Source organism: Vibrio sp. A37, from assembly GCF_059777565.1.
Window position 1 is genome coordinate 51,241 of record NZ_JBLNLI010000012.1, and the last position, 19,248, is coordinate 70,488.

A 19,248-nucleotide genomic window follows, 5' to 3' on the forward strand; every position below is an offset into this window, starting at 1 on the left:
TGATGAATAAGAAGATACTGTTTATTCCTCTGATTGCTTTTTTAGCATTGGTGGCCGTTTTTGCCGTGCAATTAGTGCGAAACTCCGATGGTGACGATCCTACCAAATTGGAATCTGTTTTGGTCGGTAAGCCTGTACCAAGTTTTCGTTTAGAAGATTTAGCAGAGCCGGGCAAGCTTTATGATCAAAGTATTTTTAAAGGCGAGCCCATGCTATTAAATGTTTGGGCAACATGGTGTCCAACCTGCTATTCCGAGCACCAGTACCTGAATGAACTGGCTGGTCAGGGCGTCAAAATTATTGGTCTTGATTACAAAGATCAAAGAGATAAAGCAATTAACTGGCTGAATAAGCTTGGTAACCCTTACCTGATTAGTTTGTATGATGGCAATGGAATGCTGGGGCTTGATTTAGGTGTATACGGCGCGCCAGAGACCTTCTTTATTGATGCTAATGGCATCATACGTTATCGCCACATCGGCGATGTCAATCCGAAGAATTGGAAGCAAACGTTGCAGCCAATTTACGAGCAAATGAAAGCAGAGGCTAAATCATGAAAAAACTATTAATGATTGTGCTGGCGACGTTTGCTTTTTCCTTTGTTGCCAGTGCAGCGATAGAAGTTTACGACTTTGACAACCAGCAGCAAGAGAAGCAGTTTCAAGAGCTTAGTAACACATTGCGCTGCCCGAAATGTCAAAATAACACCATTGCGGATTCCAATGCTGGTCTTGCGCAGGACTTAAGGCAGAAGGTCTATGAAATGACTAAAGAGGGGCAATCCAAGCAACAAATCGTCGATTATATGATTGCACGTTATGGTAATTTCGTGACTTACAATCCGCCATTTAATTGGTCAACGGCGATACTTTGGGTTGGCCCTGGGCTAGTGCTTTTGATTGGCTTTAGTTTAATTATTTTACGAAGTCGAAAAGTACAAAAAGCATCAACTGATACAGAATGGAATGAAGATAAGGAGTCGCAGCTTAACGCTCTTCTTAACAAAAAACAGCAAGGAGACGATGAGTAATGACAGTATTTTGGTTTGCTACGGTAGCAATTATTCTGTTTAGCTGCCTCATCGTTGCTATCCCTTTGATGAGAAACAATGTTCGGGGTGAGAAAGCGTTAAGGGATGAGCTAAACAAGGCGCTCTACAAAGACAGATTAGGTGAGCTCAGCCAGGAAGAGGAGGCTGGTCTTGTTGTTGATCAGAAAGAGCTGGTTAGCGATTTAAAACAATCTTTACTGGATGATATCCCAGAAAGCCAGAAAGGCAATAATCATTCTAAGTTGTCACCTAAAATGATTCTGATTTCATCCATGTTGTTTGTCGTGGTTGCTTCCTATGGCATGTATATGGCAGTGGGTGGCTTCAAACAAGTACAAGATTGGCAGCAAGTGACGGCTCGTTTACCAGAGCTCTCGAAAAAGTTGATGACGGAATCAAGTCAGCCGATGACTGAACAAGAGCTAAAAGATTTAACCCTAGCTTTACGTACTCGACTTTATTATCAGCCTGGAGATGCCATGGGTTGGCTATTGCTAGGCAAAATAGGTATCGCGAATCGAGATGCAAATACGGCGGTTGAAGCGATGCAGCGTGCATACAAAATGAATGCGACCAGCCCGACGATTCAATTAGCTTATGCACAGGCATTGATGATGTCGCAGGATGAACACGATCAGAATACGGCGCGAAAAATGCTGGAAGGTTTGGTTCAACAGGGTTATGCAAACCTACAAGTGCTTTCCTTAATCGCTTTCGATGCGTTTGAAAATCAACAATACCGGCGTGCAATTGAATATTGGCAACAGATGCAGCGTCTTGTGAGCCCAGAGGATGAACGCTATGGTATGCTAGAAAGAAGTATCGCGTTGGCGCAAAAGCAGATGTCTGGAGAGAAAGTGGTACATGGCGCTTCAGTACCCGTTACAATTTCCCTTGGCAAAGGGGTCAACGTTAATCCAAATTCGGTTTTGATTGTATCGGTGCACACAGCTGACGGTGCACCAATGCCGGTTGCAGCTGCGCGCTATCCTGCCAATCAATTTCCTTTGAGTGTTACGCTCGATGATAGCAATAGCATGATTCAAGGTAGGAAAATATCTGACTTAGATAAACTGATCGTGAAAGCTAGAATTGATACAGATGGCAATGTATCGACGAAAAAAGGCGATTGGTATGGTGAAAGTGAGGTTGTAAATTTGGGGCAGCCTATTAATATACTAATAGATAGACAGTTTAAATAGATGCTGTATACCAAGTAACTTAAAGGTTTTTCAGAACATTCTGAAGTTTGTAGGCCGGTTTATTAACCGGTCTTTGTTTTATGGAAAAGTATAATGAAGACTCGACGATCCAAAGTGTGGCTTTTGCTGCTCTTTGTTTTTACGCTTTCTGGCTGCGCAAGTGGGCCAGATAAAAAGTCAGAAGACTCAACAAATCAAACAGCGACATCAGGAAACCACGTGAGTGATCCGCTTGAAGGGTTTAACCGCGAGATGTGGAATATTAACTACCATTATCTAGACCCTTATGTCGTACGACCTGTTTCTCTCGCATATGTACACCATGTTCCCTCGCCAATTCGTACAGGTATTTCTAATTTCTTATCGAACTTAGATGAACCGTCTAGCATGATTAATAGTTTGTTGATGGGCAATGGCAAACAAGCATTGGCTCACTTTAACCGTTTTTGGATCAACTCGACCATAGGATTGTTAGGCCTAATTGATATAGCTGGTGAAGCGGGTATTACCAATTATGGTGATCGAAGCTTTGGTGATGTGGTGGGTCACTATGGGGTGGGTAATGGTCCGTATGTAATGGTACCCGGCTACGGTCCGTGGACCGTGAGAGAATCCGCCGACTACGCCGATGACTTATATGCGCCACTTTCCTTACTCAATATTTGGGCAGCGATAGGTAAATGGGCATTGCAAGGAATGGAATCTCGCGCAGCATTAGTTTCTCAAGAACCAATGATTAACAACTCGCCAGATCCGTATGCACTCACTCGTGATATGTACATCCAGCACCAAAACTTTAAAGCGGAAGTGACGCCACCGAAGCCAAAAGATACTGCTGAAGATGATGCACTTATCGATCAGTATATGGACGGCAGTTATCAATAATTCTGCTGAGGAATGACAAAAGGGCTGATAATTCAGCCCTTTTAGCATCTAATACAAATTTCTGTTTAGAAAGTTCGGCTATATTGGAGGCCCATTAGGATAGCGTTGGCATGGGTTACCCCATTGAGTGTTGAGAGCACAGAATTGCCGCTTGTTGTGGTTTCAGTTACATTTACATCTTTACCTAGTAAATATGTGAAACCAAAGTCTACGTTGGATTCTTCATCAATATGGTAGGTGAATCCAGTAGAGAACCATTGTCTATCAGAATCAGGTACTGATATTGAGGTTATATTGTCTTGCGCACTAGTATCGTACATATAACCTGCACGCAGTGTCCAGGTGGTACTTAAGTAATAAGTACCGCCGATGGCATAGTGCCAGCCGTCTTGCCAGTCATATTGTTTCACAACACCTACCGAACTTGAGTCGAGACTGTCAAACTCGCTCCAGTTAATCCATTGGATACTATAGTGAACAGCAAACTCTTGATTCAGGCGATGGTAACCCGAAAACTCCGCCATATCGGGAAGTTTTAGTGTAACTTCGTCATCTGGATAGCTGGTATCGCCGTAGGTGTTATCTCCTTTCGCTTTAATATCTGGCTGGTAGTGGTAGGAAAAGCCAAATCTATTTTTGTCATTCAGTTCGTAAACTGTACCAACATTAAAGCCAAGCCCAAATCCATCTGCGTCAATGTTTGCTACTGTTGTTGGGTAGATAGGAACGGCAGCCCTTAAAGCATCACTTGAGGTGCGTTTTAGTTTTCCATACCCATACACTATGTCTAGACCAGCACCAAAACTCCAATGTTCATCGACTCGATACGAGCCTGCTAAACCAAGATTCAAAGTTTTAATTTCGGTAAAACCACCATATTCAGAAGCTGCAAATGAATTATCGAAGTCGGTCTTAGTACCAAAGTTCGAATAGACATCTACGCCCCAAGCAAATTTATCGTTTATCGGCACGATAAGATGGATATTTGGTGCGATAGTAGTGTCACCAGCGTTATCGTAATTTGAAGAAGCAGTATATCCACCTGCCACAGAATACGTCGCATCCTTAACCTCAATCTGCGAAGTAATTGATTCAAAACCCATTGAAAACGCCGTTTTATCAAACAGTGCCATAGCTGCTGAATTACGAGCCATAACCGAAGCGTTGTCTGCAATAACAGCGTCACCGGCAAAGGCTCGGCCTAGTCCAGTGGCGGATTGAGCGTTGAGCTGGAATCCAGCAGCGAAAGCTTGCTGAGAAGCAAGGCCGATCGTCACTGCTAGTATCGACTTTTTGTAAACACGTATTTTGTTCATCGAAGCTTTCCTTTTGTTGTTCTGTAAAACTCACCTCTTGATGGGTGATTTTTGAGTAAGTGCTCTGGTTGACTTTAGTATACTTATTAGAGCTCTGACCACTATATCTTTACGTGCTTCATTTAACAAACTGTTAACCTAAATGTAAAAAAACATTAATTGAATAGTGTTTTTAGAGTAATTGCACTAAACAAGTGTTTAAAAAAAGGCCTGAGCGACGTCAGGCCTTTATAGAGTGGGGGTTAGCTCATTGGTAAGAGCATTGCGGAAAGCTTCTTCGCCATTTGATCGACATTTTCTCCTTGTTCACCCACTAGGATTAGGCTGCTTGAACCGACAGGTTCTACAATCCCAGCCATCCCATCTTTGTTAAAATCGATAGTTTTTTGTGATGGTACGTTGGTAATAAATAAGGTAACTTTGCCTTTCTCACCTTGGAATACCATGTGTAAAGCATTCGATTGACCAAACCCACAGTGATTCAAATAAAACACGTGGTAGGGAAATGCTTGGTCGAACTGATAGGCGAAAGGTTGCAACTTAGCGTTAATTTGTTGAGACGTGACTTGTTCATCAAGTTTGTCAACAAATGGCTTCTCTTCAATCACATGCTGAATCGCTGTGCTTTCCAAGCTCGCATGTACTGGTGATACAACAACATTTCCCCACTTAACCTGCCCTACAACGATGCCAACCACAAAAGCAACTGAAGCGGCGATTGCCATTGAGCGCTTGGTGAAGTTAGCTTTAACCACATTGCTATTATTTGATGAGCTTTGATTAAACAAAATCCTGTCGGCTAGATCGTCTGGCACATCGACATTCATCGCTTTTTCAACGATGCTATCCAGCTCTAAAATATCATCAACAAATTTGTTATTTGCATCACTTCTTTGGATCGCCTCTAATATCTCATTGTCCCGATATTTAGGGTCTGACATAATTTGGCGGCGAAATTCTAAATCATCCATTTTGCTGCCCTCTATTGTCTTGTGAATCAAGCATTTCCTTCAGCTGATTACGTGCTCTAAAAAGTCGCGTCATCACGGTGTTTTTGTTTAATTCGAGTATTTCACTGATTTCTTCCCCACTAAAACCGCCAACAACCTGCAAAAAGAGAGGTTCGCGATAATCGACATCAAGCTTCATGATTTGGGCTTGAACCCATTCTGATTGGTGATGAGGATCATCGCTGATTTTGGCTTCGTTACCGTGATCATCAATGTCAACTAAATCGAATTGCTTTCTTTCAAAGCGCCGAGCGTTTTCTCGTCTCAAAATTGTAATGAGCCAAGACTTTGCTGCTTTTTCATCCTGTAAGCTATCAAGAGATTTCCATGCCCGTAAGCATGTTTCCTGTACTAAATCTTCCGCGATACTTTTGTCTTTACATAACCAAAATGCATAGCGGAATAAGTCTCTATGATAGGCTCGAACAAGCGCTTCATATTTTCTTTGTCTGTCCATATTTGAGCGGACCGGACTATTTGGTTTTTTATTTCCAAATATTTTTCCAAATGCCACATGAGCCTCCATTATGCTCGCGAGTGATTTGACTAAAAACTAGGGCCTGTTGTCATCCTAGCCTAAGTCAGAAGGTTGATTTTGGATAATTTGCTCAACTGTGTTGTGAGAGTATCAGTCATGATTAAAAAGCGAGTGATAAATTGATGCTAAACAAAGTTAGCAGCCCTTAACGAGTTTAATCGAACGGAAAATTGATCTACTTCAAAATCTAAATGCAAAGAGAGGTTATAGTACTTCCTGTCATCTGGTTAGTCCTTGTGACTGGCACGTTGAGCAAGATGACACTTCCTTTTGAAGGCTGACTTTACTTTCTCCTAATCAGGAAACTGATTATTTTCAATTGGCGTAAGTTAATTGCTTTATATTTCCGACCACACTATTTAGTGTGGTTTTTTTTATGCCAGAGAAAAGTGCCCGCGCTTAAGAGCGGGCGTATAGAATCTCCAATTTACCACGATGCTGCGCCATAATGGACATCGGTTAAAAGCCGATTTAAGTTCTTAACTTCGTTAATGGTTTTCGTTTCGACTAGCAGAGTGTGTTTACCACCTTGCAAATACGGCGCGTCGTGACCGAAAGTGATGACCTCGTCATCGTTGCCTGTCGCCACAGCAACATGGGCAAAGTACTTCGCCCCTTTCGCTGAGAAGAACACGATATCTCCCCGATTTGGTGGGTTTGAAAACATCCCTTTTTTGGTTAAGTTGCCATGAATCCACCGACCTGGCTCGCTTCCATTCATTCCGCTTTGCATTTGATTAATAATTAAGTCACCGGCTTCATCTTTTGATAAACGGCCAGTTTCAATCCCTGCTGCTATGGGCAAATGAAAACAGCACAGTCCACATGTCATAAATTCTGGCTGATTATTATTTTTTGAATCGGTTACCCAATGGTGGAAACCACCTGTTCCTGCAGCGATCCACTTAAAGCCAAAGTTTTCAAATTGCTCTAGTTTTCTCGTAACAACTTCGCTCATTTTATTTCTCCACCCTAGTAAAACGTAGTAAAGTCTCTTTACCTACTAATATGCATTTGCGTGCATTATTTAATTCTATGAACCATTTGGGTAACTGAAAAATATGGATAAGTAAAAAAGATAAGCAGGTTGCATTTTGTACTGTAATCAGTAGGTAGGATTCAATTGAACAACGGGACCTCAATGGATACGTCACGTTTATTTAAACGCATGTTTGAATGACGTAACAAATAAATTACAATGTTTCAGGTCAGACCTCTACAAAAGGAGATTTCATGAGCACGCTGGAAGTAAAAACGCGCTCGGGTGAGCGCGTTGCTATCGTTGCAGGGTTAAGAACACCGTTTGCACGTCAAAGCACAGAATTTATTAAAGTTCCTGCTGTGGATCTTGGAAAAATGGTGGTAAGTGAGTTGTTAGCTCGAACCAATATACAACCCGAGTTAGTCGATCAGTTAGTGTTCGGCCAAGTAATACAGATGCCTGAAGCGCCAAATATTGCCCGTGAAATCGTCTTGGGCACCGGTATGAATGTTGCTACCGACGCCTATAGTGTGACCCGCGCCTGTGCGACGAGTTTTCAATCAGTCGTAAATGTGGCTGAAAGCATTACGTCAGGGAGTGTCGATATTGGTATCGCTGGCGGTGCGGATTCTTCTTCCGTATTGCCAATTGGGGTCTCCAAACGGCTTGCTGCAGGGTTACTTGCATTAAGTAAATCTAAGACTTTAAGCCAGAAGCTGAAAATCTTAAAAAGCTTGTCTTTGAAAGACTTGTTACCTGTTCCACCAGCAGTCGCTGAATATTCTACTGGCCTATCGATGGGACAAACGGCCGAGCAAATGGCAAAGTCTCACAGCATTAGTCGCCAAGAACAAGATGCGCTAGCACATCAGTCGCATTCGCGGGCTTCTGAGGCTTGGAATAGCGGGAAAATATCAGGCGAAGTGATGACCGCTTTTCCAGAGCCTTATAAAAAGTGGCTCGATAAAGACAACAACATTCGTGAAGATTCAAGCCTAGAAGGTTACGCAAAACTTCGACCCGCATTTGACCGCCAATACGGGACGGTGACCGCGGCAAACAGTACTCCACTCACAGATGGTGCTGCTGCGGTTTTGGTGATGAGAGAAGGTAAAGCGAAGGAGCTTGGCCTTGAACCGTTAGGCTATATTCGTTCATATGCCTTTTCAGCTATTGGTGTCGAAACAGATATGTTAATGGGGCCTTCCTATGCGACGCCCATTGCATTAGATAGAGCAGGGGTAACTCTGGCTGATTTGGATTTAATCGATATGCATGAAGCTTTTGCTGCGCAAACTCTGGCAAACGTAAAAATGTTCGCAAGTAAGTCTTTTGCGAAGGACAAACTTGGGCGTAAACAAGCCATAGGCGAAATTGACATGGATAAGTTTAATGTGCTCGGAGGCTCAATTGCTTATGGACATCCATTTGCTGCGACTGGTGCGAGAATGATTACGCAAACGTTAAGAGAATTAAAACGTCGAGGCGGAGGACTTGCACTGAATACTGCATGTGCCGCTGGTGGGTTAGGGGCAGCGATGGTTTTGGAGGTTGACTCATGAGCACGAAAGAGAAAACAGCGTTTAAGTTAACGGTAGACAGCAAAAGTTTAGCCTGGCTTGCTATCGATGTTCCCGGCGAAAAAATGAATACGTTGCAAGCTGAATTTGCACAAGAATTACAGCAAGTATTTGAGCAACTTGACGAACAAGCTGCACTGTTAAAAGGGTTAATCATCCATTCCGCCAAGCCTGATAACTTTATTGCTGGGGCAGATGTCAGAATGCTGGATGTTTGCAAGAGCGCTTCAGAAGCAGAAGGTTTGGCAAAACAGGGACAAGAGCTGTTTCAACGAATTTCCGATCTTCCTTACCCAGTAGTCGCCGCCATTCACGGCCCTTGCTTAGGTGGTGGAATGGAGTTGGCTCTAGCCTGTGATTATCGGGTATGCAGTGATTCTGATAAAACGCGATTAGGTTTGCCAGAAGTGCAACTTGGCTTACTGCCGGGCTCGGGAGGCACTCAGCGTTTGCCACGTTTGATCGGTTTATTGCCGTCACTTGATCTTATTTTAACGGGTAAGCAGTTAAGGGCGAAAAAAGCGAAAAAATTAGGTTTAGTTGATGCTTGTGTCCCCAATACTATTTTGCTGCAAGCTGCAGAAAATATGATAGAAAAGTCGGCTAAAAAACGGGAAAAGCCAAAGAAAATCACATTAAAAGAAAATATCATCACTAATACTAACTTCGGTCGCAAGTTCGTTTTTGAGCAAGCAGGAAAAAAGAGTCAGAAGAAAACTCGTGGTAATTATCCCGCAGTACCTGCCATTTTGGAAGTAATGCGTGTTGGTTTTGAGCAAGGTATGAATGAAGGTCTTCAGGTTGAAGCTAAGCGGTTCGGTGAGCTAGTCATGACGCCCGAATCCAGAGCGTTGCGCTCGATATTCTTTGCTACAACAGAGATGAAAAAGGATCGGGGTGCCGATGCTGAACCTAAGCCTCTGTCTGCTGTAGGTGTGTTGGGTGGCGGGCTTATGGGGGCAGGAATTAGTCATGTGAGTGTGGGCAAGGCTGGAGTGCCCGTTCGAATTAAAGATGTTTCCAACGATGGTGTGTTGAATGCGCTAGCGTACAACTACAAATTATTTGAAAAGCAAAGAAAACGGAGAATATTATCGAAAGCGCAATTACAAAAGAAAATGATGATGCTTTCTGGTGGAACAGACTTTACCAGCTATCAAAAGGCAGACATCGTTGTGGAAGCCGTTTTTGAAGATTTAGCACTGAAAAAGCAAATGATCAGTGATATTGAGCTCAATGCGAGTGAGAGCACTATTTTTGCTACAAATACGTCTTCTTTGCCAATTCATCAGATTGCGGAAGACGCGAAAAGACCAGAAAATGTGGTTGGCCTTCATTATTTCAGTCCTGTTGAAAAAATGCCTCTTGTCGAGGTTATCCCTCATGATGGCACGTCGGCACAGACCATCGCTAGCGTCGTTGAATTTGCTCGCAAGCAGGGGAAAACACCCATTGTAGTGAAAGATAAAGCGGGTTTTTATGTTAACAGGATCTTAGCTCCATACATGAATCAGGCAGCGTATATGCTGATGGAAGGTGAGCCAATAGAAAGGTTGGATGCCGCTCTATTGAATCAAGGCTTTCCAGTAGGCCCTATTACCTTGTTAGACGAAGTTGGCATTGATATCGGGGCTAAGATAACACCAATACTAATCAATGAGCTTGGCATTCGATTCCGTGGCCCAGAAGTATTCGATACTCTACTTAATGATGGAAGAAAAGGTCGTAAAAGTGATAAAGGCTTCTATCACTATAAAGGCAAAAGGAAACAGGTCGATAAATCGGTCTACAAACTTCTTTCTATCAAACCTGAGTCCAAGTTGTCTGAAGAAGAGATTTCTATGCGCTGTCTTCTCCCAATGCTGAATGAAGCCGTACGTTGCTTAGATGAAGGAATCATTAAAAGCCCACGTGATGGTGATATTGGAGCCATTTTCGGTATTGGCTTCCCGCCATTTCTCGGAGGCCCGTTCCGCTATATGGATCAGCTAGGGCTAAAAACGTTAGTCGAGCTAATGAATGATCATGCGCAAAAATTTGGAGATGTATTTGCTCCGTGTGATGGGCTACTCACTAGAGCTGGAAAAGATAAGAGTTTTTATTAGCGGTTAGACGATGACCAAGAAACTCTACTTTTAGTGAGATGTAAAAAAGCCACCATATCATATGGTGGCTTTTTTGAAAAATGGCTCCCCCTGCGGGACTCGAACCTGCGACATACGGATTAACAGTCCGCCGTTCTACCAACTGAACTAAGGGGGAATTGCTTGAAGCGCTGCGAATATTATCTTTAGGACGAGATCCTGTCAACCTCAAAAATAAGACAAAGTGAAAAATATAGTTATTTAAAAACCTTTACTTTTGCGAATCCCTTACGACTATTACCCTTTATTTACTTATCCACCAAAACTGTGGATAACTGTGTTGGTGGTTGGTTGAAATAGAAAACTTGATTGAATAATAACCGAATGTTTTGCGCTACTATTCCATGCTTACGTTGTATTCATTTGATAATTCAGACTTTTATTCGTCTACTGTTCGGCAACTGTTGATATTTAGTCAAATTGTACAGACAATATACAGGTTATTTTTTTGACCGTGGATTAGTTAACCTCTGCTTTGGATAAGCTAATCCACTCAGCACGTCTCTTTGAGCGTCTAACGTTTTTAAAATCAACGCAATAGACTCGCTATTACCTTATGATTTTGCCTTGCTATCCATCTTAACTAGCCATACTGAGTTATTAAGCTTGATGTTCATTTGAAATATAAGGTGTTGATGACTTTCTGATCCAAACCTGAGGTTAGTTAAGCAATATGGATTTCTGATTTGATGTAAATGGCAGATAAAGCGAGAATAGGTACGATATACAGCTAATGCACATTTATCTGATGTATTGAATGGATTATTAATGAGGTTGGTATGAGTAAAGTGTTCGATTTAGTGTCTGAGTATCGTCCATCGGGAGATCAGCCTACTGCGATAAATCAGCTACTTGAAGGGTTAGACTCAGGACTAGCGCATCAAACGTTATTAGGTGTTACCGGATCAGGTAAAACCTATACATTGGCCAATGTTATTGCTCAGGCACAGCGGCCTGCGATTGTACTCGCCCCTAACAAAACACTGGCCGCCCAGCTTTATGGAGAAATGAAGTCGTTTTTTCCAAATAACGCTGTCGAGTACTTCGTGTCTTACTACGATTATTATCAGCCAGAAGCCTATGTCCCTACTACGGACACTTTTATTGAAAAAGATGCGTCAGTAAATGCCCATATCGAACAAATGCGCCTGTCTGCCACTAAGGCATTGTTAGAGCGAAAGGATGCGATCATAGTGGCTTCCGTTTCTGCTATCTATGGTCTTGGGGATCCTGAGTCGTATTTACAGATGATGCTGCATATACGGCGGGGGGACTTTATCAACCAACGTGATATTTTGCGCCGACTTGCCGAGCTACAATATTCGCGTAATGAAGTTGCTTTTCAACGAGGACAATTTCGAGTTCGTGGAGAAGTGATTGACGTTTTTCCCGCAGAGTCAGATCAAGACGCTGTGCGGATAGAAATGTTTGATGATGAAGTGGAATGCATCAGTATTTTTGACCCGCTGACTGGAGCAATTAAGCAGAGGGATATCCCTCGCTACACAATTTACCCAAAAACTCATTATGTCGCACCACGTGATCGCATCTTAGAAGCCATTGAAAACATTAAACAAGAGTTACGTCTACGGCAAACCTATTTACGCGACAACAACAAATTAATAGAAGAGCAGCGTATAAGCCAAAGAACTCAGTTTGATGTTGAAATGATGACTGAGCTTGGTTTTTGCTCAGGGATCGAGAACTATTCAAGGCACCTTAGTGGTCGCAACGAAGGTGAACCACCACCGACACTATTTGATTATTTGCCTCATGATGGACTGCTAATTATTGACGAGTCTCATGTCACTGTCCCGCAAATTGGGGCAATGTATAAAGGCGATCGTTCACGAAAAGAAACACTGGTTGAATTTGGCTTTCGCTTACCTTCCGCATTGGACAATCGACCGCTGAAGTTTGAAGAGTTCGAGTCTTTGGCACCGCAGACAATTTTTGTTTCTGCTACCCCAGGTAACTACGAATTGGATAAGTCAGCCGGTGACGTCGCCGATCAAGTTGTTCGACCTACTGGTTTACTAGACCCAGAGTTAGAGGTTCGCCCAGTAGCGACTCAAGTCGATGATCTTCTCTCTGAAATAAGGATTAGAGCGAAGAAAGATGAGCGAGTGCTTGTCACGACTCTAACTAAACGTATGGCTGAGGATTTAACTGAATATTTAGATGAGCATGACGTAAAAGTTCGCTACTTGCATTCTGATATAGATACTGTTGAAAGGGTTGAGATAATACGAGATTTACGCTTAGGTGAATTCGATGTGTTGGTTGGAATTAACTTGTTGCGAGAAGGTCTCGATATGCCAGAAGTATCTTTGGTCGCTATCCTTGATGCTGATAAAGAAGGTTTTTTACGATCAGAGCGATCACTAATCCAGACTATTGGCCGTGCGGCAAGGAACATTCAAGGCAAAGCTATTTTGTATGCTGACTCGATAACAAAGTCGATGAAAAAAGCAATGGATGAGACTCATCGCCGTCGAGAGAAGCAACAAGCTTACAACGAGGAAAATGGTATAACTCCAACGGCGCTGAAACGTAATGTACAAGACATTATGGAGCTTGGTGACATCGCGAAATCTAAAAAGCAGAAATCAAGCAAACAAGTGCCGTTATCAAAGGTGGCTGAGCCTTCTCAAACCTATCAGTCTTTTTCGCCTCAAGAGCTGGAAAAGGAAATTTCGAAATTGGAAGCGCAAATGTATCAGCATGCTCAGGATCTAGAATTTGAGCTCGCTGCAGAAAAACGAGATAAAATCGAAGTTATGCGTAAGCAGTTTATATCGAACAGCTAGAATAAAAATCAGGTAAAAAAATAGCCAATAGAAAGAGGTTCTATTGGCTCATATTTGTGAATACTAAGTTCACTAACAACGTCAGTTGGCTAGGTAACCCGTTAGGGTTAGTTATTACTCAGCATATACCGTGCCAATTATATATTACGGATAATTGATATATTTTGGTTATTTTTAAGGAAAAAATTTGCAAAATGCAATTCGTAATGCAATCATTTATACAAAATGCAAAGCATTATGGCTAGGTTATGCAACAATCAACACTGAATCAAAAAAATAAGTATTTGCTGATGGTGGAGGACACCGCATCAGTCGCAGTTTTGTATCGTTCATATCTAACCCCGTTAGGGATAGACATCAATATTGTTGGTACAGGTAGAGAGGCGATAGAAAGCTTAACCTTTCGTACTCCAGACCTCATTCTCCTCGATCTGCGCTTGCCTGATATGACAGGTATGGATGTGCTTTACGCCGTCAAGCAAACACATCCGGGTGTTCCAATCATTTTCATGACTGCACATGGCTCTATCGATACGGCTGTTGAAGCTATGCGCCATGGCGCTCAGGACTTTCTTATTAAACCTTGTGAGGCTGATCGTCTCAGAGTGACGGTGAACAATGCTATTCGCAAGGCGACCAAATTAAAAAATGAAGCGGGCGATCCTAGTAATCAAAAATATCAAGGTTTTATAGGTAGTAGCCATACAATGCAGGCTGTCTACCGTACTATAGATTCTGCGGCTTCAAGTAAAGCAAGTATTTTCATCACGGGCGAGAGTGGTACAGGCAAAGAGGTTTGTGCTGAAGCGATACATGCAGCAAGTAAGCGCGGGGACAAGCCGTTTATTGCCATTAACTGCGCCGCAATACCAAAAGATTTGATTGAAAGTGAGTTGTTCGGCCATGTAAAAGGCGCTTTTACTGGCGCTGCAACAGATAGGCAAGGTGCGGCTGAGCTAGCTGATGGAGGCACTCTTTTTCTAGATGAGCTTTGTGAAATGGATTTAGATTTGCAGACCAAGTTGTTGCGTTTCATACAAACTGGTACGTTTCAGAAAGTGGGCTCTTCAAAAATGAAAAGTGTTGATGTACGTTTTGTATGTGCGACAAACAGAGACCCATGGAAAGAGGTTCAAGAAGGCCGCTTCAGAGAAGACTTGTATTATCGATTGTATGTTATCCCTCTCCACTTGCCTCCATTAAGAGATAGGGGCGAAGATGTCATAGAGATTGCATATTCTCTTTTGGGCTTTATGTCTCACGAAGAAGGAAAAGATTTTATTCGGCTGGCTCCAGAGGTTGTTGAGCGCTTTAATCACTATGAGTGGCCAGGAAATGTGCGTCAGTTGCAAAACGTGTTGAGAAATGTCGTGGTTTTGAACAATGGTAAGGAAATCGATCTTGATATGTTGCCGCCGCCACTGAATCAGCCAAATGACAACTTGATACGGGTTCAGAAGCAAGATATTGCAAGCCTGACAGTTCAAGATATCTTCCCACTTTGGATGACGGAAAAGGTTGCAATCGAGCAGGCAATTGAGGCTTGTAACGGCAATATTCCCAAGGCTGCGGGATACTTAGATGTTAGCCCTTCGACAATTTATCGAAAACTTCAGGCTTGGAATTCAAAAGAAAAGGAAAATCTATAAATGGCATTGGAAGTTCTGAATCAAGAAAAAATAGATCGACTTGCGGCTGAAGTAGGCAAAGAAAATGTGCCTGTATTATTGGAAATATTTCTTGGTGAGCTAGACGCTTATATTACTAACCTCGTATCCAATCCAACAGGGAGTCTTTCCGAATATTTAAAAGAGATTAGCCATGCTTTAAAAAGTAGTGCAGCGAGCTTCGGAGCAGAAGCCCTGTGCGCTAGTGCAATTGCGATTGATGCAAAAGCTAAAGCAGGGCAACCGGTAGACGAGAAGAAGGATACTGACGAGATGCTAGAAGTGCTACAACAGACCTACAAGCGTTATCGCCAGATAGTATCGCAATAACCTACTTTTTCTTCACAATATACTCTCAATGGCGCTCTGCAGCTTTGTTCTGTCATGACGCCATCCTCTGTTTGGAGAGGCCAATTCAACATTTCTGCAGGTCCAGTCACTTTCAATAGCAGAATAGTCATCTTCACCAATAACGATATCGATTTTCCTTGCTTGGCATGCTCGTTCAACCCATTGCAATTTTTGTTGTAGCGTCATGCGGCCCGCCGGTCCAGTTTCAGGTGCTAAGTTGTCGATAAATATGAACTTTGCGTTATTATTATTCGCAATGGCATAACCGATATCTGGCAACAGCAAGGGTGGCATTATACTGGTCAAAAAACTACCTGGGCCAATGATGATCAAGTCAGCTTGCTCGATAGCGTGAACGCCTTCTTTCGTTGCCGGAACACTAGGCGCTAATTCTAATCTACAAAGGTTTTCCACCATTTCGTCAATACTGGTTTCTCCTGTAACCCAGCGTCCATCGACGGATAGAGCAGACAAATCAGAAGGGTGCTCAGACATTGGGATTATGTTGACATTCACCTTTAACATGTCGCGGATTAGATTGATTGCATCTAACGGCCTTACGGAAAGGTTATCCAAACCCGTTAGCATCAAATTGCCTAGATTGTGTCCATCAAGTTCACCTGCGCCTTTAAATCGATACTCAAACATCATAGAGCTGATTGAAGGTTCGGTGATCAGCTGATTAATGCAATTGCGAGTATCTCCCCAAGCAATTCCACCTTGGCAGTCCCGAATGCGGCCAGTAGAGCCGCCATTATCTGTTGTAGTAACAATACCGGTGGCGTTGCTACCGAAGTCATTTAAAGCCGAAAGTACTCTTCCTAGCCCGTGGCCTCCACCTATCGCCACTATTTTCTTATCTGTGTACAGAGTCATACAAACAATCTCTCGCCCATTATTGGTCTTTAGGTCTTTATTGAGCGTGCTTATTTATTATTATTTAGGTCAACAAACCTTGTATCCCAAAAAGAATAATTTGTTATTGGATAATGTTTGTCAAAGTTCCATTGAGCTAGAGCAATGAAAATGTTGACGTGCATTGATATTAATTATCGGCAAAGATATTTGGTTCTTTGGTTTTTTTGGGGCGGTTTTAGAGCTAATATCTATTAGTGAGTGGGTAAACGCTACCCATTCACAGAATATTTTGAGCTATCTCTGGTATTTTATCAATTGATAGGTAAAATCCCACACTCAAAATAGGTTTAATTAGCTACCAATGGTCGGTTTACCACTATTGGTTGCCATAGCTCCGAGCTCATCGAGCTAAGTTCACCCGTGAATAAGCTTTATGAGCCAGTGACTGAAGTCACAAGGGCACAGTTGGAAATGACTATGCCTCCCGTGTTTGGAAAGGTGTTGAATGGCGCAACAATTCGAAGATAAATTTCAGCGCAAGTTTTATTATTTGCGTTTGTCAGTTACTGACGTTTGTAACTTTAAATGTACTTATTGCCTCCCTGAAGGTTATCAACCTGTGGATGGCGAAAAATCCTCTTTTTTAAGTCTGCCAGAAATCAAACGTGTGGTTAAAGCGTTTGCTGATTGTGGTACCTCAAAAGTACGTATTACTGGTGGTGAACCTAGCCTTCGGCGCGATTTTAGCGATATCATTAACACTGTCGCTAGTATGCCGGGTATTGAGAAAGTAGCGACCACTACCAATGGCTATCGTATGGCTAAACAAGTTGAACAGTGGCGAGATGCGGGGTTAACTCACATCAATGTTAGTGTTGATAGTTTGAGCCCAAGAATGTTTCACCAAATAACAGGTGAAAACAAGTTTAATCAGGTAATGGCAGGCATCGATAAAGCTTTTGAAGTTGGGTACGAGCAAGTTAAGGTTAACGCTGTTTTAATGAATAACTTTAACTCGCGGGAAATTCCGGCTTTTCTAAGTTGGATTAAAGAACGGCCGATTCAATTGCGATTTATTGAGCTGATGCAAACCGGAGAAATGGATGAGTTTTTCCAACAAAACCATGTCTCTGGAGCTCTGATTCGCACTCAGTTACTCAATGATGGCTGGCTACCAAAAGTCAAGCAAGCGAATGACGGTCCTGCTCAAGTGTTTGTTCATCCTGACTATCAAGGCGAAATTGGTTTAATCATGCCTTACGAGAAGGGCTTCTGCGAAACTTGCAATCGATTAAGGGTATCTGCGAAAGGTAAACTTCATCTTTGTTTGTTTGGTGATCATGGGGTTGAGCTGCGTGATCTGTTGCAAAATGACGAGCAAGAAGAAGAGCTAATTACCCGAATTCAAACCCAATTAGAGTCTAAATCGGTTAGTCATCATTTGCATGATGGCGACTCAGGGGCGACACCACATCTAGCGTCTATCGGTGGCTGATATTTCCGATCCGATATAACGTGTTTCATAAGAAAAAACTTTAATACTGTCCCAAGTAACTAAACTTGGGAATCCTATATAAATCGACTTAAACAGGTGAATACGATGGGCCACGCAGCAAGTGTATTTAAACCAGCAAAAATTGCAGTTTTAACTGTTTCCGATACTCGCACAGAGGAAAATGATACGTCAGGTGGTTATTTAGCAGAACACGCAAAAGAAACCGGGCATGAAGTCGTCGATAAACAAATCGTTATTGATGATAAGTATAAGATTCGCGCTATCATTTCTAACTGGATTGCTGATGAAAATGTTCAAGCGGTTCTAATCACAGGTGGAACTGGGTTTACATCTCGTGACAGCACTCCAGAAGCCATCACGCCACTATTTGATAAACATGTAGAAGGATTTGGTGAGTTATTCCGCGCAGTTTCTTATGAAGAAATCGGCACATCAACCATCCAATCACGTGCAGTTGCGGGTTTCGCGAATAATACCGTTATTTTCGCAATGCCGGGTTCAACTGGTGCATGCCGCACAGCTTGGACAAAAATAATTAAGCAGCAGTTGGATGCGACCAATCGTCCATGTAACTTCATGCCACATCTTTCTGCCGAATTTTGTCAGGGCTAACTAATGAGTAAACTTTCCCACATCAATACTTCAGGTGAGGCGAATATGGTTGACGTTTCCGCGAAAGCGGAAACGGTTCGAGAAGCTCGCGCAGAAGCTTTCGTAGAAATGTCTACCGAGACACTGCAATTGATTGTTTCAGGGAATCATCACAAAGGTGATGTGTTTGCTACAGCGAGAATCGCAGGCATTCAAGCTGCTAAGAAAACGTGGGACCTCATACCACTTTGTCATCCCTTGTTACTTTCAAAAGTAGAGGTTCACCTCGAGGCCATAGAAAGTGAAAATCGTGTTCGTATTGAATCGGTTTGCAGACTCTCTGGTAAAACTGGAGTCGAGATGGAAGCGTTAACTGCTGCTTCAGTCGCAGCACTAACAATTTACGATATGTGTAAAGCAGTGCAAAAGGATATGGTGATAAGCTCAACTCGGCTTTTGGAAAAATCTGGCGGAAAGTCAGGTCATTTCAAGGTACAAGAATGATAAAAGTACTTTTTTTTGCTCAAACTCGAGAACTCATAGGTCAGGATTCTCTCGAACTGGAATCTAACTTTGCTACGGTAGAAGAGTTGCGCAATTACCTCGCAAGTCAACCAGGTAAGTGGGCGCTTGCTCTGGAACAAGGTAAGTTACTCGCAGCCGTCAATCAGGTGATTGTCTCTTTCGATAACCCTGTTGTTGATGGAGATGAAGTCGCATTTTTCCCTCCGGTTACTGGTGGTTAAT

General features: G+C 42.6%; 18 protein-coding genes, 1 tRNA gene and 1 riboswitch. Of the genes, 13 read left to right on the plus strand and 6 right to left on the minus strand.

The annotated features are described in order from the left end of the window. The first annotated feature begins 2 nt into the window (after positions 1-2). The 4 genes from ACM2FC_RS18080 (at position 3) to ACM2FC_RS18095 (ending at position 3,138) form a co-directional block, all read left to right on the plus strand. Positions 3-557 carry a DsbE family thiol:disulfide interchange protein gene (locus ACM2FC_RS18080; RefSeq protein WP_498482388.1) on the plus strand — a complete coding sequence of 185 codons (555 nt, stop codon included), beginning with the start codon at positions 3-5 and terminating at the stop codon, positions 555-557. After that, positions 554-1,030 carry a cytochrome c-type biogenesis protein gene (locus ACM2FC_RS18085; RefSeq protein ID WP_498482389.1) on the plus strand — a complete coding sequence of 159 codons (477 nt, stop codon included), beginning with the start codon at positions 554-556 and terminating at the stop codon, positions 1,028-1,030. The genes ACM2FC_RS18080 and ACM2FC_RS18085 overlap by 4 nt, the downstream gene beginning before the upstream one ends. Beyond that, the gene (gene ccmI / locus ACM2FC_RS18090; RefSeq protein WP_498482390.1) at positions 1,030-2,253 is read left to right on the plus strand and encodes a c-type cytochrome biogenesis protein CcmI; all 1,224 of its coding nucleotides are present in this window, start codon (positions 1,030-1,032) and stop codon (positions 2,251-2,253) included. The genes ACM2FC_RS18085 and ccmI overlap by 1 nt, the downstream gene beginning before the upstream one ends. Positions 2,254-2,346: 93 nt before the next feature. Beyond that, the gene (locus ACM2FC_RS18095; RefSeq protein ID WP_498482391.1) at positions 2,347-3,138 is read left to right on the plus strand and encodes an MlaA family lipoprotein; all 792 of its coding nucleotides are present in this window, start codon (positions 2,347-2,349) and stop codon (positions 3,136-3,138) included. Between the two features lie 65 nt (positions 3,139-3,203). On the opposite strand, the gene ACM2FC_RS18100 is transcribed toward ACM2FC_RS18095, so the two are convergent. The 4 genes from ACM2FC_RS18100 to ACM2FC_RS18115 form a co-directional block, all read right to left on the minus strand. Continuing rightward, the gene (locus ACM2FC_RS18100) at positions 3,204-4,454 is read right to left on the minus strand and encodes an outer membrane protein transport protein (RefSeq protein ID WP_498482392.1); all 1,251 of its coding nucleotides are present in this window, start codon (positions 4,452-4,454) and stop codon (positions 3,204-3,206) included. A gap of 242 nt (positions 4,455-4,696) precedes the next feature. After that, entirely contained in the window at positions 4,697-5,425 is a 729-nt protein-coding gene (locus tag ACM2FC_RS18105; RefSeq protein ID WP_498482393.1) for a DUF3379 domain-containing protein, read from the minus strand. Further along, positions 5,418-5,990: a sigma-70 family RNA polymerase sigma factor gene (locus tag ACM2FC_RS18110; RefSeq protein ID WP_498482394.1), complete on the minus strand. Its 573-nt coding sequence runs from the start codon at positions 5,988-5,990 to the stop codon at positions 5,418-5,420. Before ACM2FC_RS18110 ends, ACM2FC_RS18105 begins: the two co-directional genes overlap by 8 nt. Positions 5,991-6,429: 439 nt before the next feature. Continuing rightward, complete coding sequence (locus ACM2FC_RS18115; protein WP_498482395.1) at positions 6,430-6,960, minus strand: hypothetical protein; 531 nt, start codon at positions 6,958-6,960, stop codon at positions 6,430-6,432. 275 nt (positions 6,961-7,235) lie between these two features. Between ACM2FC_RS18115 and fadI the strand changes: the two genes are divergently transcribed. Both fadI and fadJ read left to right on the plus strand, forming a co-directional pair. Next, positions 7,236-8,546, plus strand: coding sequence for an acetyl-CoA C-acyltransferase FadI (gene fadI / locus ACM2FC_RS18120; protein ID WP_498482397.1), 1,311 nt, complete (start codon positions 7,236-7,238; stop codon positions 8,544-8,546). Continuing rightward, positions 8,543-10,669, plus strand: coding sequence for a fatty acid oxidation complex subunit alpha FadJ (gene fadJ / locus ACM2FC_RS18125; RefSeq protein WP_498482398.1), 2,127 nt, complete (start codon positions 8,543-8,545; stop codon positions 10,667-10,669). The genes fadI and fadJ overlap by 4 nt, the downstream gene beginning before the upstream one ends. 81 nt (positions 10,670-10,750) lie before the next feature. On the opposite strand, the gene ACM2FC_RS18130 is transcribed toward fadJ, so the two are convergent. Further along, positions 10,751-10,826 (minus strand) — tRNA-Asn (locus ACM2FC_RS18130). Positions 10,827-11,487: 661 nt separating this feature from the next. Here ACM2FC_RS18130 and uvrB point away from each other — a divergent pair. From uvrB to luxU, 3 genes are all read left to right on the plus strand, one after another. Continuing rightward, positions 11,488-13,518 carry an excinuclease ABC subunit UvrB gene (uvrB, locus tag ACM2FC_RS18135; protein WP_498482399.1) on the plus strand — a complete coding sequence of 677 codons (2,031 nt, stop codon included), beginning with the start codon at positions 11,488-11,490 and terminating at the stop codon, positions 13,516-13,518. Positions 13,519-13,766: 248 nt separating this feature from the next. Then, positions 13,767-15,167, plus strand: coding sequence for a quorum-sensing sigma-54 dependent transcriptional regulator LuxO (gene luxO, locus ACM2FC_RS18140; RefSeq protein ID WP_498482400.1), 1,401 nt, complete (start codon positions 13,767-13,769; stop codon positions 15,165-15,167). Next, on the plus strand, positions 15,168-15,515 hold the full coding sequence (gene luxU / locus ACM2FC_RS18145) for a quorum-sensing phosphorelay protein LuxU (RefSeq protein ID WP_498482401.1): 348 nt from the start codon (positions 15,168-15,170) through the stop codon (positions 15,513-15,515). It abuts the gene before it with no gap. 12 nt (positions 15,516-15,527) lie between these two features. On the opposite strand, the gene yvcK is transcribed toward luxU, so the two are convergent. Next, complete coding sequence (gene yvcK / locus ACM2FC_RS18150; protein WP_498482402.1) at positions 15,528-16,412, minus strand: uridine diphosphate-N-acetylglucosamine-binding protein YvcK; 885 nt, start codon at positions 16,410-16,412, stop codon at positions 15,528-15,530. 362 nt (positions 16,413-16,774) lie between these two features. Continuing rightward, positions 16,775-16,911: riboswitch (molybdenum cofactor riboswitch) on the plus strand. Between yvcK and moaA the strand changes: the two genes are divergently transcribed. The 4 genes from moaA to moaD all read left to right on the plus strand — a co-directional run bounded on the left by moaA (position 16,900) and on the right by moaD (position 19,247). Then, positions 16,900-17,889 (plus strand): GTP 3',8-cyclase MoaA, encoded by a 990-nt coding sequence (moaA, locus tag ACM2FC_RS18155; RefSeq protein ID WP_498482403.1) that lies wholly within the window; start codon positions 16,900-16,902, stop codon positions 17,887-17,889. It overlaps the preceding riboswitch by 12 nt. 105 nt (positions 17,890-17,994) lie before the next feature. Then, on the plus strand, positions 17,995-18,522 hold the full coding sequence (moaB, locus tag ACM2FC_RS18160) for a molybdenum cofactor biosynthesis protein B (RefSeq protein WP_498482404.1): 528 nt from the start codon (positions 17,995-17,997) through the stop codon (positions 18,520-18,522). A 3-nt stretch (positions 18,523-18,525) separates the two neighbouring features. Then, the gene (gene moaC / locus ACM2FC_RS18165) at positions 18,526-19,005 is read left to right on the plus strand and encodes a cyclic pyranopterin monophosphate synthase MoaC (RefSeq protein WP_498482405.1); all 480 of its coding nucleotides are present in this window, start codon (positions 18,526-18,528) and stop codon (positions 19,003-19,005) included. After that, on the plus strand, positions 19,002-19,247 hold the full coding sequence (moaD, locus tag ACM2FC_RS18170) for a molybdopterin synthase sulfur carrier subunit (RefSeq protein ID WP_498482406.1): 246 nt from the start codon (positions 19,002-19,004) through the stop codon (positions 19,245-19,247). The genes moaC and moaD overlap by 4 nt, the downstream gene beginning before the upstream one ends. Position 19,248 lies beyond the last annotated feature (1 nt).